Raw genomic sequence first — 13,024 nt, forward strand, 5'->3', positions numbered from 1 at the left:
CGGACGGCTCCGGCACTGTGCGCGGGCACAGTGCCGGAGCCGCCGGAGGACCGTTACGCGCCGGTTCCGCACCGGCTGCGCCGGTTCTACGAGGAGTGGGGGCAGTTGCCCCGGTACTCCGCGATGGTGAGGCTCGGCTGCGGGATCGGGCAGAGGAACTGCTCGTAGCGGGTGTCGTTGTCGATGAATCGCTTCAGCCACGAGATGCTGTACTTGGCGATCGTGGTGTTGGACGAGTTGGGCGTGAAGTGCGAGGCGCCCCGCAGCTCCAGATACGCCTTGTCCAGCGACCCGGGCAGCGACTGGTAGAACGGCTCGGAGTGCGAGGCGACCGGCGCGACCGTGTCGCCGTCCGCCCCCACCACCAGGGTGGGCGTGCGCAGTTCGGGCCAGGTCTTGTCGGTGTTCCAGCCGGTCAGCGGGATCGCCGCCTTCAGCGATGTACGGCTCTTGGCGGCCTCCAGGGAGCCCCCGCCACCCATCGAGTGGCCCATCACGCCGAGCCGGGCGGCGTCGACCCGGGCCCGGACCGAGCTGCGCTGGGTCAGGTAGTCCAGCGCGGACAGGAGCTGGCGGCCCCGGCTGTCGGGCTGGTCCAGGGTGGTGTTGGTGTCGATGGTGAAGACCACGAAACCCTGGGACGCCAGGCGCGGGCCGAGCCAGGCGATGGAGGACTGGTAGGCGGTGAAGCCGGGCGAGATGACGACCGCGCCGAACGTGCCGTCGGCGGTGGAGGTCGGGTAGTAGATGGTGCCGCCGCCGAATCCGCTCACGGCGAGCGAGGAGACGGAGGTCTGGGAGGTGGCGTACGAGCCGCGGCTCGCCTCGATGGAGGCGTTGGTGGGGGCCGGTCCGCGCTCGTAGGGGTTGGCGGCGGCCTGGGCGCCCGGGACCAGGGCGGTCATCAGGAGGCCGGCGGTGGCCGCGGCGGCGGTCAGCAGGCTGGTGAGCGTACGGGAGCGGCTCGGGCGTGGGGGTGAGGGGAGGCGGTGCTGCTGCACGGGGGGATCCTCTCGGTGGTGGCGGAACCACACCACGCGAGGCGTCCACGAGCCCGTCGTCCGGGGGCTGTCGGGGTGCGCCGCGTGGCTGCCGGCGTCGTTCGTCGGCGGTCGCCACTCTCACGTGCGTCCCGTGGACACGCATCGGCGGTATCACCGGTCTTGGCGGACCGGTGATACCGCCGAAAGGGGTCGAAGGCCTCAGCGGACCGGGTGGCCCGCTTCCCTCAGCGCGCCCTTGACCTCGGAGATCCGCAGGTCGCCGAAGTGGAACACCGACGCGGCGAGCACCGCGTCCGCGCCCGCCTCGATGGCCGGGGCGAAGTCCGCGAGGCGGCCCGCACCGCCGGAGGCGATGACGGGGACGGTGACGTGCCGCCGTACCGCCTCGATCATCTCGGTGTCGTAGCCGTCCTTCGTGCCGTCCGCGTCCATCGAGTTGAGCAGGATCTCGCCCGCGCCCAGCTCGGCGGCGCGGTGCGCCCACTCGACGGCGTCGATGCCGGTGCCCTTGCGGCCGCCGTGCGTGGTGACCTCGAAGGTGCCCTCCGGGGTGCGGCGGGCGTCGACGGAGAGCACCAGAACCTGGCGGCCGAAGCGTTCGGCGATCTCGCGGATGAGGTCGGGGCGGGCGATGGCGGCGGTGTTGACGCCGACCTTGTCCGCCCCGGCGCGCAGCAGCTTGTCGACGTCGTCGGGGGTGCGGACTCCGCCGCCGACGGTGAGCGGGATGAAGACCTGCTCGGCGGTGCGGCGGACCACGTCGTAGGTGGTCTCGCGGTCGCCGCTGGAGGCGGTGATGTCGAGGAAGGTCAGCTCGTCGGCGCCCTCGGCGTCGTACAGCTTGGCCATCTCGACGGGGTCGCCCGCGTCGCGCAGGTTCTGGAAGTTGACGCCCTTGACGACGCGGCCGTCGTCGACGTCGAGGCAGGGGATGACCCGTACGGCGAGAGTCACTCGGTGCCTCCTCGATAGGCCTCGACCTCGACCTCGACGACCAGGCTCGGGTCGACGAACCCGGACACAATGATCATGGAGGCGACGGGGCGTACGGCGTCGAACAGCTCCTTGTGGGCGCGGCCGATGTCGTCCACGTCCCGGGCGTGCGTGATGTACATCCGGGTGCGGACGACGTCCTCGCGGGTGAGGCCGACCTGCTCCAGCGCCGCGAAGGCGACGTCGAAGGCGGTGATCGCCTGCTCGTACGGGGAGCCGGCGGAGATCTGGCCGTTCACCACGGAGGTGCAGCCGGCCACCAGGACGAGGCCGCCCGGGAGCTCGACCGCGCGGGAGTAGCCGAACTTCTCCTCCCAGGGGGCGCCGGTGGAGATCCGGCGTACGGAGGCCGAAGCGGTGGGCTCCGTCATGCGGCTACCGCCTTGAGCGCCTCTTCCAGCGTGAACTCCTTCGCGTACAGCGCCTTGCCGACGATCGCGCCCTCGACGCCTTCGGGGACGAGGAGGGAGATCGCGCGGAGGTCGGCGAGGGAGGAGACGCCGCCGGAGGCGACGACCGGGCGGTCGGTGACGGCGCAGACGTCCCGCAGGAGGCCGAGGTTGGGGCCCTGGAGGGTGCCGTCCTTGGCGATGTCGGTGACGACGTAGCGGGCGCAGCCCTCGGCGTCGAGGCGGGCGAGGGTCTCGTAGAGGTCTCCGCCGTCGCGGGTCCAGCCGCGGCCGCGCAGGGTGGTGCCCCGGACGTCGAGGCCGACGGCGATCTTGTCGCCGTGCTCGGCGATGACCTTGGCGACCCACTCCGGTGTCTCCAGGGCGGCCGTGCCGAGGTTGACGCGGCGGCACCCGGTGGCGAGGGCGGCGGCGAGCGAGGCGTCGTCGCGGATACCGCCGGAGAGCTCGACCTTGATGTCCATGGCCCCGGCGACCTCGGCGATCAGGTCCCGGTTGTCCCCGGTGCCGAAGGCGGCGTCCAGGTCGACGAGGTGCAGCCACTCGGCGCCGGCGCTCTGCCAGGCGAGGGCGGCCTCCAGCGGGGAGCCGTAGGAGGTCTCGGAGCCGGACTCGCCGTGCACGAGGCGGACGGCCTGGCCGTCGCGGACATCGACGGCGGGGAGCAGTTCAAGCTTCGGCATTACAGCGTCTCGATCCAGTTGGTCAGCAGCTGGGCGCCGGCATCGCCGGACTTCTCGGGGTGGAACTGGGTGGCCCACAGCGCGCCGTTCTCCACGGCGGCCACGAACCGTTCGCCGTGCGTGGCCCAGGTCACCTTGGGGGCACGGATCTTGGCGTTGGTGACTTCGAGGGACCAGTCGTGCGCCGCGTAGGAGTGCACGAAGTAGTACCGCGCGTCAGCGTCCAGGCCCGCGAAGAGCCGGGAGTCCTCGGGGGCCTCCACGGTGTTCCAGCCCATGTGCGGGACGATGTCGGCCTTCAGGGGCCCGACCGTACCGGGCCACTCGTCCAGGCCCTCGGTCTCCACGCCGTGCTCGATGCCGCGCTCGAAGAGGATCTGCATCCCGACGCAGATACCCATCACGGGGCGGCCGCCGGAGAGCCTGCGGCCCACGATCCAGTCGCCGCGGGCCCGCTTCAGCCCGTCCATGCAGGCGGAGAAGGCGCCGACGCCGGGGACGAGAAGCCCGTCGGCGTTCATCGCGCGGTCGTAGTCGCGGGTGATCTCGACGTCCGCGCCGACGCGGGCGAGGGCCCGCTCGGCGGAACGGATGTTGCCGAAGCCGTAGTCGAAGACGACGACCTTCTTGGTGTCGGTCATGGTGTGCCCCTCAGTCCCACAGGCCCTGGATCCGCAGGATGCCCGCCACCAGGCACATCACGGAGCCGATCGACAGCAGCACGATGACGCCCTTGGGCATCCCCTGCTTGGCGAAGGAGTAGACGCCGCCGGCCAGGAAGAGGCCGACGACGATCAGGATCGTGTTGAGGCCGGTCACAGGGCGCCCTTCGTGGAGGGCAGGATGCCGGCGGCGCGCGGGTCGTGCTCACAGGCGTAGCGCAGAGCGCGGGCGAGCGCCTTGAACTGGCACTCCACGATGTGGTGGGCGTTGCGCCCGTACGGCACGTGGACGTGCAGGGCGATCTGTGCCTGGGCGACGAAGGACTCCAGGATGTGCCGGGTCATCGTCGTGTCGTACTCGCCGATCATCGGCGCCATCTTCTCGGGCTCGGTGTGCACGAGGTAGGGGCGGCCGGAGAGGTCGACGGTGACCTGGGCGAGGGACTCGTCCAGCGGGACGGTGCAGTTGCCGAAGCGGTAGATGCCGACCTTGTCGCCGAGGGCCTGCTTGAAGGCGGCGCCGAGTGCGAGGGCGGTGTCCTCGATGGTGTGGTGGCTGTCGATGTGCAGGTCGCCCTCGGTCCTGACCGTGAGGTCGAAGAGGCCGTGGCGGCCGAGCTGGTCGAGCATGTGGTCGTAGAAGCCGACCCCGGTGGCGACATCGACCTTTCCGGTGCCGTCGAGGTTGATCTCGACCAGCACGGACGTTTCCTTCGTGGTGCGTTCCACGCGGCCTACGCGGGGGCTCATGCGTCGTGCTCCTTCTTGAGTTCGCGTACCGCATCGAGGAACGCGTCGTTCTCTGCCGGGGTTCCCGCGGTGACCCGCAGCCATCCCGGCACGCCGTTGTCCCGGACCAGGACACCCCGGTCGAGGATCTGCTGCCAGACGGCGTGGCTGTCGTCGAAGCGGCCGAACTGGACGAAGTTGGCGTCCGAATCGGTGACCTCGTAGCCGGTGGCGCGCAGCTCGGCCACCAGCCGGTCGCGCTCGCTCTTGAGCTGCGCGACGTACCCGAGCAGCGTATCGGTGTGCTCCAGGGCGGCGAGCGCGGTGGCCTGGGTGACGGAGGACAGGTGGTACGGCAGCCGCACCAGCTGGACCGCGTCGACCACGGCGGGGTCGGCGGCGAGGTAGCCGAGGCGCAGCCCGGCCGCGCCGAACGCCTTGGACATGGTCCGCGAGACGATCAGGTTGCGGCGGCCCTCGATCAGCGGGAGCAGCGAGGGGTGGTGGCTGAACTCGCCGTACGCCTCGTCGACGACGACGATCGAGGGCCCGGCGGCCTGGGCGGCGTCGTACAGCGCGAGGACGGTGTCGGCGTCCACGGCGGTGCCGGTGGGGTTGTTGGGTGAGGTGATGAAGACGACCTCGGGGCGGTGCTCGGCGATGGCGGCGCGGGCGGCGTCCACGTCGATCGTGAAGTCCGCCGAGCGCGGGCCGGAGATCCAGCCGGTGCCGGTGGACCGGGAGATCAGGGCGTGCATCGAGTACGAGGGTTCGAAGCCGATCGCGGTGCGGCCGGGCCCGCCGAAGGTCTGGAGCAGCTGCTGGAGGACCTCGTTGGAGCCGTTGGCCGCCCACACGCCGGCCGCTGTCACCTCGTGCCCGGCGGTACGGGTGAGGTAGCGGGCCAGCTCGGTGCGGAGCTCGACGGCGTCCCGGTCGGGGTAGCGGTTGAGGCCGCGGGCGGCCTCACGGACCCGCTCGGTGATGCGGTCGACGAGGGCTTCGGGGAGCGGGTAGGGGTTCTCGTTGGTGTTGAGGCGTACGGGGACGTCGAGCTGGGGCGCCCCGTACGGGGACTGGCCGCGCAGTTCGTCGCGGATGGGCAGCTCGTCCCAGGGGTTGAGGGGGGTGGTGCTGTCGTACGTCACTGCTGCGGAACCTTCCAGCCGAACCTTGCCTTGAGGGCTGCGCCGTGGGCGGGGAGGTCCTCCGCCTCGGCGAGGGTCACGACGTGGTGGGTGACCTCGGCGAGCGCGTCGCGGGTGTAGTCGACGATGTGGATGCCGCGCAGGAAGGACTGCACGGAGAGGCCCGAGGAGTGGCAGGCGCAGCCGCCGGTGGGCAGGACGTGGTTGGAGCCGGCGCAGTAGTCGCCGAGCGAGACCGGGGACCAGGGGCCGACGAAGATCGCTCCCGCGTTGCGGACGCGGTCGGCGACGGCGGCGGCGTCGGCGGTCTGGATCTCCAGGTGCTCGGCGCCGTACGCGTCGACGACCTTGAGGCCGTCCTCGACCGAGGAGACCAGGACGATCGCGGACTGGCGGCCGGCGAGCGCGGGCTCGATGCGGTCCTTGATGTGCTTGGTCGCGGCGACCTGCGGGGCCAGCTCGGCCTCGGTGGCGGCGGCCAGCTCCACGGAGTCGGTGACCAGGACGGCGGCGGCCATCGGGTCGTGCTCGGCCTGGCTGATCAGGTCGGCGGCGACGTGCACGGGGTCGGCGCCGGCGTCGGCGAGGATCGCGATCTCGGTGGGTCCGGCCTCGGCGTCGATGCCGATGCGGCCCTTGAGGAGGCGCTTGGCGGCGGCGACGTAGATGTTGCCGGGGCCGGTGACCAGGTTGACCGGGAGGCAGTCCTCGGTGCCGTAGGCGAACATCGCGACGGCCTGGGCGCCGCCCGCCGCGTACACCTCGTCGACGCCGAGCAGGGCGCAGGCGGCGAGGATCGTGGGGTGCGGGAGGCCGTCGAAGTCCTTCTGCGGCGGGGAGGCCACCGCGATGCCCTCGACGCCCGCCTCCTGGGCCGGGACGACGTTCATCACGACGGAGGAGGGGTAGACCGAGCGGCCGCCGGGGACGTAGAGCCCGACGCGTTCGACGGGGACCCACTTCTCGGTGACGGTGCCACCGGGGACTACCTGGGTGGTGTGCGTGGTGCGGCGCTGCTCGCGGTGGACGAGGCGGGCGCGGCGGATCGACTCCTCAAGGGCGGCGCGGACGGCCGGGTCCAGCTCGTCCAGCGCCCGGGTCAGGGCGTCGGCGGGCACCCGGACCGACGCGATCCGGACACCGTCGAACTTCTCCCCCCACTCGATCACTGCCGTGGAACCACGATGGCGTACGTCCTCGCAGATGGGCCGCACCGTCTCCAGGGCGGCTTCCACGTCGAACTCGGCACGGGGCAGCAGGTCGCGCAGGGCAGCACCCTCGGGGAGGGTGTCGCCGCGCAGATCGATTCGAGAGATCACACCGCAATTCTCGCAGACCGCTCGGGACGCCCGGTCGCCCGTATCACTGGCTGATACATGCCTGGCCTACATGTCTCGGCCATGTCAGGTCAGGCACGGCTGTCACTGCTGACCGATAGCTTTCACACCGTCACGCAGAGGGAAGAACGGCACTACAGCATGTGTGCACGGAGGGAGCGGCCGTGACCGAGCCGCACGAAGGCGAAATCCCGGACGGCCTCAGCGCAGCGGAGCTGGGCATGTGGCAGTCCTTCCGCAACGGCACGACCTACGACTTACGCACCTACGACTCCGCCCGCAACGATCCGTTCGCGCCGCACGACTGGGGGCCCGAGCGGAGTGTCGGCGCGCGGACGGTGGCGCGGCTGCTGCTCAGCGGGCCGCCGGCGCGGCCGGGCCGGGTGGCGGCGCTCAAGCTCCGGGGGGTGCGGATCACCGGGAAGCTGGACCTGGCGGGCGGCCGGGTCTCGCCGTACGTCGAGCTGACCGGTTGCCGTTTCGAGCAGGAGGTGGTGCTCCCCGAGTGCCATTTCACGACGCTGAGGATGGTGGGCTGCCTGCTGCCCCGGCTGGAGGCGGCCCGGCTGCACACGGAGGGCGATCTGCATCTGCCGCGCTGCCGGATCGACCGGGGTATCCGGCTCACCGACGCCCAGATCGGCACGGATCTGCTGATCAACCAGCTCAGTGTGGGGCCCGACCGGCACGGCAGGGCCTTCGTCGGGGACGGCATGTCGGTCGCCCAGGACCTTCAGGCCGAGATGATCGAGACGCACGGCGAGCTGAGCCTGCGCGGGGCGAAGGTGGGCGGTTCACTGAGCCTGCGCGGCAGCCACCTGAGGGCTGCGGAGGACCGGCGCGCGCTGAACGCGCCGCAGCTGACGGTGGAGCGCACCCTCTACATGACCGAGGCCTGGGTGAGCGTCGACACGGGGAACCAGGGCACGACTCCCCCGTACGGCGTGGTCTACGCCCCGACCCCGGCGCGCGGGACCCGGTCGCAGATCTTCGAGTGCAAGGGCGCGGTGCGGCTGGACGACGGGCGGTTCGGGGACGCGGTGGACCTGCACAAGGCCCGGTTCTCGATGACCCGGCAGGAGGAGCTGTCGCTGCGCCGGATCGTCACGCCGGAGCTGCGGTTCAACGCGGAGCGCCCGGAGGAGGGCCGGGTCGTGCTGAACGGGGCGAAGGTGGTGACCCTGATCGACCTCTCGACCAGCTGGCCGGGGCCCGGGGGCCTGGCGATGGGCGGTTTCGTCTACGAGAACCTCGTCCCGTACGGCCACTTCCCGCTCTCGCGGCGGCTGGAGTGGGTGCTGGCGGCGACCCCGGAGTACGTCCCCGAGCCGTACGAGCGGCTCGCGACGGTGCTGCGCGGCAGCGGTGAGGACGCGGACGCGCGGGAGGTGCTGCTGGCCAAGCAGCGTCGCCGCCGGGAGACGCTGCCGCCTGCCGCGAAGGCCTGGGGGTACCTCCAGGACTGGACGGTGGCGTACGGGTACCGGCCGGGGCGGGCGGCGGTGTGGATGGCGGTGCTGTGGGCGGCGGGCACGGCGGCCTTCTCGCAGTACGACCCGGCGACGATCAAGGACGACGAGTCGCCGCTCTGGAATCCGGCGCTCTACGCGCTGGACCTCCTGATCCCCGTGGTCAACCTCGGCCAGGACGGTTACTGGCGGATGGAGGGCGGCTGGCAGTGGGCCGCGGCCGCTCTGGTGCTCGTGGGATGGATATTGGCCACGACGGTGGCCGCCGGAGCCTCCCGACTGCTGCGCAGGGGCTGACCGAAAGGGCAGCTCGAACCGGGTGGGGGCGGCGGGGACCGGCGGCTCCGAGAGATGCCCGGGGCCGCTGGGGCAACGGTGACGAGGCGCCTGGAGGGTCATGTTCAAGCCATCCCCGGACATTTCCTTTGCCCTTTCTTGACCCGGTCCGATACAACCCATCCACTCGGCACAGAAGCTTCACAGCGCTCCCCTGGCGCGGCCCTCACCAGGGCTTTTCAATGGTCTGCACCATGGCCTTCCTTCGCGCTCTGCTCAGCACCGCGCGCATGATCCGGCACAGCCCTCCGCTGTCCGCCGGACTGCCCGCGGATGACGCCGTGCTGCTCGACGCCCCCGACGAGCGGCTCTCCCCGGCGCTGGTGGCCGCTGCCCTCGGCGACCCCGAACCGGCCGCCAAGCTGCTCGCCACCACCCGGGACGCCGCCGACTGGGAGAACCGCGACCGCTACCTCGGCCGGCTCGTCACCTTCGCCCGGCAACGGGACGGCTGGCTCACCGACTGGCTGGCCGCCGCCCCGCGCGACCCCGACGCCCTGCTGGTCAAGGCGGAGCTCGCGGTCCGCCAGGCCTGGGAGTCGCCCGCCCGCGCGGAGCGGCTCCACGAGGTCGGCCCGCTGATCACCGCCGCCGCCGACGCGGACCCGCGCGACCCGGTCCCCTGGCGGCTCGCCCTGGACCACGCCCGCGGCACCCACGCCACGCACACCGCCTTCGAGTCGCTGTGGGAACAGGCGGTACGGCGCTCCGCGCACCACTACGGCTGCCACGTGTCGGCGCTGCGCTACCTCTCGGCCGCCTGGTACGGCTCGCACCGCGAGTGCTTCGACTTCGCCGAGCGGGCCGCCGAGGACGCCGTACCCCACTCCCTGGTGCAGGCCCTGCCGGTCCGGGCGGCCTTCGCCCTCCTCCTGGACGCCCAGGCGCTCGGCCGCACCACCTCCGTACTGGAGGGCCGGATCGACACGGCGGCCGACGCGGCCATCCGGCTGTCGGCCGCCTACCGGCCAGGCGACCCGTGGCCCGCCGAGGTCCGCAACCTCCTCGCGTACGTACTCCTCGCCCGCGGACGCTGGGCCGAGGCGCTGGAGCAGTTCACGCTGATCGGGCAGCACGCGACGTCGTTCCCGTGGTCCTCGGTCTCCGACGACGCCCTGGGCCGGTTCCTCGACGCACGGGACGGCGCACGGCTCCAGGTGGCCTCCGTGACCCCCCTGCGGAACCGGGCCGACCGCGGACGTCCGCGTGGCCATTACGCTTGAGCGTTGTGACCACCGCCCGTCTTCCCCTTTTCCCGCTCAACGCGGTGCTGTTCCCCGGCCTCGTGCTGCCGCTCAACGTCTTCGAGGAGCGTTATCGCGCGATGATGCGGGAGCTGCTGAAGAGCGACGAGGACGAACCTCGCCGCTTCGTCGTGGTCGCGATCCGCGACGGCCGCGAGACCGCGGTGACGGGCACCGGCATGCCGGACCCCGTCGCCTCCGCAGCCCCCGCCGAGCGCGCCCCCGCCGAGGGCTTCGGCCCCGACCCCATCCAGACCTTCCACCGGGTCGGCTGCATCGCCGACGCGGCGACCATCCGTGAGCGCCCGGACGGCAGCTTCGAGGTCCTGGCCACCGGCACCACCCGGGTCAGGCTGCTCTCCGTCGACGCGAGCGGCCCGTATCTGAGCGCCGAGGTCGAGGAGGTCACCGAGGAGCCCCCCGCCGAGGACGAGGCCGACGAGGCCGGAGCCCTCGCCGAGGGCGTCCTGCGGGCGTTCCGCGCCTACCAGAAGCGCCTGGCGGGAGCGACCGAACGCTCGCTCGCCACCGGCTCCGAGCTGCCCGACGACCCCTCCGTCGTCTCCTACCTGGTCGCGGCGGCCACGGTCCTGGACGTCCCCACCAAACAGGGCCTCCTCCAGGCCCCGGACACCGCGACCCGCCTGCGCGAGGAGCTGACGCTGCTGCGCCGGGAGACGGCGGTCATCCGCCACCTGCCCTCGCTCCCCGCGCCGGACCTGACCCGCGCCCCTACCCACCCCAACTGAACGAGGAAGCCCTCTCCGGTGGCGAAGAAGCCGAAGAAGCAGTCGGGCGGCACTCCCGCCACGGTCGCCCTGACCGCGGCGGGCACCGCCTTCACGCTCCGCCCCTACGACCACGACCCGGCCTCCACCTCCTACGGCGAGGAGGCCGCCGAGGCCTTGGGCGTTCCCCCCGACCGGGTCTTCAAGACCCTGGTCGCGGACGTCGACGGCGAACTGACGGTCGCGGTCGTCCCGGTGGCCGGCTCCCTGGACCTCAAGGCCCTGGCGTCCGCGGTGGGCGGCAAGCGCGCCACGATGGCGGACCCGGCGGCCGCGGAACGCACCACGGGCTACGTCCGCGGCGGCATCTCCCCCTTGGGCCAGCGCAAGCGCCTGCGTACGGTGCTGGACGCGTCGGCCCGGTCGCACGCCACGATCTGCGTCTCGGCGGGGCGCCGGGGCCTGCAGGTGGAGCTGGCGGCGCCGGATCTGGCTGAGCTGACGGGGGCGGTGTTCGCGGAGATCGGTCGGGGCCAGTTGTAGCCCCTCCGGCGCTTGAGGAGCGGGGTCCGGGACGGAGCCCCGGTTCCGGGAGGAAAGGGGCGGGTAGGGGAACAGCCCGCCGCAGGCGCCCTACGAGCCCCCCGGCCCCCCAGCAGGCGGCCCACCCGGCCCGCCGGGCGGCACATCAGGCCCACCATGCCCACCAGGCCCCGGCTCCCCGTAGTACGACGTCCACCCCGCCCCCAGCAACTCCGGCTCAGGCTCCCGCACCCCGAACGCCGCGGTCAGCAGCACATGCACGGCCAGCGCCACGAACGGCCACACCAGCACCGCCACCACCACCGCGTGCAGCTCCAGCGGCGCGTCGAAGACGACCCCCTTGCCGACCTCCCGGGCCCGGGCCACCACGTCGGAGGACGGCCCCAGCCAGACCCCCACCCGCCAGGCCAGCAGCGAGCCGAGCACCCCGCCCAGCGCGAGCCCCACCACCACGAGGACACCTCCCCGCCGCAGCCGCCAGGAGACGGCGGCCGCCGACAGCACGCCGAACACGGCCGCCAGCAGGACAAACGTTCCGTCCGCCCCGATCGCCTCCTCGCCCTCGCTGTTCTTCAGGAAGACGGCGCTGCCGTCGGAGACCAGGGGGACCCTGGGCGCCAGCCACAGCCACAGCAGCCCGAGCGCGATCCCGGCGAGCGCCACGAGCGCCAGGACCACGACGGCCTGGCGGAGCTCCGTCGCCGTGTCCGGGTCGTCGGGCGAGCCGTACGCGGGCGCGAGGTGGGAGCCCGAGGGCGGGGTCTGCCACGGATCGTGGGGGTTCGGCCGGTGAGGCGGCGTCAGAGGTGCGGTCACCGTGCCATCGTGCCAGGCCACCCTGTGCGGCGCCTCACCGGCCGCCGCACCCGTGCGTACGGGGCACACCGCCGGCGCCACCTACCGTACGGCCGCCCGCCGGTACGCCCACGTGGCCACGGCCAGTGACAGCACCCCCACTACCGCGCAGACCGCGAGGAAGAAGCCGATCATGCCCCAGTCCGGCGAGGCGTCGAAGGAGCGGGCCAGCGCCTCGACCCCGTACGTCGAGGGCAGCAGGTCCCGCGCCCACCCCACCGGCTCCGGCAGCCGGTCGGCCGGCAGCACCCCGAGCAGCAGGGCGGCGGACATGCCCAGCTGCCCCAGCAGGGTGGCCAGCTCCTGGCGCGGGGCGAGCAGCCCGAGAGCCGCCCCCAGACCGGCCAGGGCGGCGCCGGAGAGCGGGATGACGGCGACCAGGACCCACAGGTGGGTCATCGGGAGCTGGAACAGCACGCTCCCCGTGATCGCCGTGAAGACCGTGCCGGGCACGGTGAACGAGGCGTACGCGGCCGCCGCCCCCAGCACCACCGCGGCGGGCGGCACCGGCAGGGTGGCGTAGTGGTCGAGCCCGCCGCCGGCCCGCAGCTGGCCGAAGTACTGGGCGAGCAGGTTGAGCGCGACGAACGCCACGACCAGCACGCTGGAGCCGGCGACCACCGCACGCGCCTCGGCCCCGCCGTCGACGACGCCCCGCATCAGGACCATGATCCCGACGGACTGGAAGGTCGCCACGAAGAGCAGCGGGATCCGGGCGACCCGCGCCCGCGAGAGCTGGGCGCGGTAGACGGCGGCCAGCGAGGGCAGCAGCCGGGCGCGCGGCGCGAGAGGGGCGGGCACGGTCCGCGCGGCGGAGCCGGCGGGGCGGGGCGGGGGCGGGGGCGACGGTGCGGGCCTGGCCGGAATGATGCTCGTCACCTGA

At 72.7% G+C, this 13,024-nt stretch carries 15 protein-coding genes; 4 read left to right on the forward strand and 11 right to left on the reverse strand.

Annotation, left to right across the window (positions count from 1 at the left end; genetic code table 11):
• Positions 1–86 precede the first annotated feature (86 nt).
• From AMK21_RS21525 to hisD, 9 genes are all read right to left on the reverse strand, one after another.
• Entirely contained in the window at positions 87–1,001 is a 915-nt protein-coding gene (locus tag AMK21_RS21525; protein ID WP_073880346.1) for an alpha/beta hydrolase, read from the reverse strand.
• A 201-nt stretch (positions 1,002–1,202) separates the two neighbouring features.
• Positions 1,203–1,958, reverse strand: coding sequence for an imidazole glycerol phosphate synthase subunit HisF (gene hisF / locus AMK21_RS21530; RefSeq protein ID WP_073880348.1), 756 nt, complete (start codon positions 1,956–1,958; stop codon positions 1,203–1,205).
• Positions 1,955–2,368 (reverse strand): RidA family protein, encoded by a 414-nt coding sequence (locus AMK21_RS21535; protein ID WP_073880350.1) that lies wholly within the window; start codon positions 2,366–2,368, stop codon positions 1,955–1,957. The genes hisF and AMK21_RS21535 overlap by 4 nt, the downstream gene beginning before the upstream one ends.
• Entirely contained in the window at positions 2,365–3,090 is a 726-nt protein-coding gene (priA, locus tag AMK21_RS21540) for a bifunctional 1-(5-phosphoribosyl)-5-((5-phosphoribosylamino)methylideneamino)imidazole-4-carboxamide isomerase/phosphoribosylanthranilate isomerase PriA (protein WP_018512033.1), read from the reverse strand. Before priA ends, AMK21_RS21535 begins: the two co-directional genes overlap by 4 nt.
• Positions 3,090–3,731, reverse strand: coding sequence for an imidazole glycerol phosphate synthase subunit HisH (gene hisH, locus AMK21_RS21545; RefSeq protein ID WP_073880352.1), 642 nt, complete (start codon positions 3,729–3,731; stop codon positions 3,090–3,092). Before hisH ends, priA begins: the two co-directional genes overlap by 1 nt.
• A 10-nt stretch (positions 3,732–3,741) precedes the next feature.
• Complete coding sequence (locus tag AMK21_RS35480) at positions 3,742–3,909, reverse strand: hypothetical protein (RefSeq protein WP_003969742.1); 168 nt, start codon at positions 3,907–3,909, stop codon at positions 3,742–3,744.
• Positions 3,906–4,502, reverse strand: a complete 597-nt coding sequence (hisB, locus tag AMK21_RS21550; protein WP_073880354.1) for an imidazoleglycerol-phosphate dehydratase HisB — start codon at positions 4,500–4,502, stop codon at positions 3,906–3,908. The genes AMK21_RS35480 and hisB overlap by 4 nt, the downstream gene beginning before the upstream one ends.
• Positions 4,499–5,629 carry a histidinol-phosphate transaminase gene (locus AMK21_RS21555; RefSeq protein WP_073880362.1) on the reverse strand — a complete coding sequence of 377 codons (1,131 nt, stop codon included), beginning with the start codon at positions 5,627–5,629 and terminating at the stop codon, positions 4,499–4,501. Before AMK21_RS21555 ends, hisB begins: the two co-directional genes overlap by 4 nt.
• Positions 5,626–6,948: a histidinol dehydrogenase gene (hisD, locus tag AMK21_RS21560; RefSeq protein ID WP_073880364.1), complete on the reverse strand. Its 1,323-nt coding sequence runs from the start codon at positions 6,946–6,948 to the stop codon at positions 5,626–5,628. Before hisD ends, AMK21_RS21555 begins: the two co-directional genes overlap by 4 nt.
• A gap of 182 nt (positions 6,949–7,130) precedes the next feature.
• Between hisD and AMK21_RS21565 the strand changes: the two genes are divergently transcribed.
• The 4 genes from AMK21_RS21565 to ybaK all read left to right on the forward strand — a co-directional run bounded on the left by AMK21_RS21565 (position 7,131) and on the right by ybaK (position 11,286).
• Positions 7,131–8,732 (forward strand): oxidoreductase, encoded by a 1,602-nt coding sequence (locus AMK21_RS21565; RefSeq protein ID WP_073880366.1) that lies wholly within the window; start codon positions 7,131–7,133, stop codon positions 8,730–8,732.
• Between the two features lie 221 nt (positions 8,733–8,953).
• Positions 8,954–9,994: a hypothetical protein gene (locus AMK21_RS21570; protein WP_073880368.1), complete on the forward strand. Its 1,041-nt coding sequence runs from the start codon at positions 8,954–8,956 to the stop codon at positions 9,992–9,994.
• Between the two features lie 5 nt (positions 9,995–9,999).
• Positions 10,000–10,764: an LON peptidase substrate-binding domain-containing protein gene (locus tag AMK21_RS21575; RefSeq protein WP_073880370.1), complete on the forward strand. Its 765-nt coding sequence runs from the start codon at positions 10,000–10,002 to the stop codon at positions 10,762–10,764.
• 18 nt (positions 10,765–10,782) lie between these two features.
• A complete protein-coding gene (gene ybaK, locus AMK21_RS21580) occupies positions 10,783–11,286 on the forward strand; it encodes a Cys-tRNA(Pro) deacylase (RefSeq protein WP_073880372.1) in 504 nt (167 codons plus the stop codon).
• Between the two features lie 90 nt (positions 11,287–11,376).
• Here the strand turns inward: ybaK and AMK21_RS21585 are convergent, their stop codons facing one another.
• Both AMK21_RS21585 and AMK21_RS21590 read right to left on the reverse strand, forming a co-directional pair.
• Positions 11,377–12,123 carry an ABC transporter permease gene (locus tag AMK21_RS21585; protein WP_073880374.1) on the reverse strand — a complete coding sequence of 249 codons (747 nt, stop codon included), beginning with the start codon at positions 12,121–12,123 and terminating at the stop codon, positions 11,377–11,379.
• Positions 12,124–12,183: 60 nt separating this feature from the next.
• Positions 12,184–13,020 carry an ABC transporter permease gene (locus AMK21_RS21590; protein WP_073880376.1) on the reverse strand — a complete coding sequence of 279 codons (837 nt, stop codon included), beginning with the start codon at positions 13,018–13,020 and terminating at the stop codon, positions 12,184–12,186.
• Positions 13,021–13,024: the final 4 nt, after the last annotated feature.

This window comes from Streptomyces sp. CB00316 (assembly GCF_001905595.1).
Lineage (GTDB): Bacteria > Actinomycetota > Actinomycetes > Streptomycetales > Streptomycetaceae > Streptomyces.

Bases quoted from the DNA above. Each gene is read 5' to 3' on its own strand.
- priA (WP_018512033.1), bottom strand. From the start codon at position 3,090: ATGCCGAAGCTTGAACTGCTCCCCGCCGTCGATGTCCGCGACGGCCAG.
- AMK21_RS21535 (WP_073880350.1), bottom strand. From the start codon at position 2,368: ATGACGGAGCCCACCGCTTCGGCCTCCGTACGCCGGATCTCCACCGGC.
- hisB (WP_073880354.1), bottom strand. From the start codon at position 4,502: ATGAGCCCCCGCGTAGGCCGCGTGGAACGCACCACGAAGGAAACGTCC.
- hisH (WP_073880352.1), bottom strand. From the start codon at position 3,731: ATGACCGACACCAAGAAGGTCGTCGTCTTCGACTACGGCTTCGGCAAC.
- AMK21_RS21570 (WP_073880368.1), top strand. From the start codon at position 8,954: ATGGTCTGCACCATGGCCTTCCTTCGCGCTCTGCTCAGCACCGCGCGC.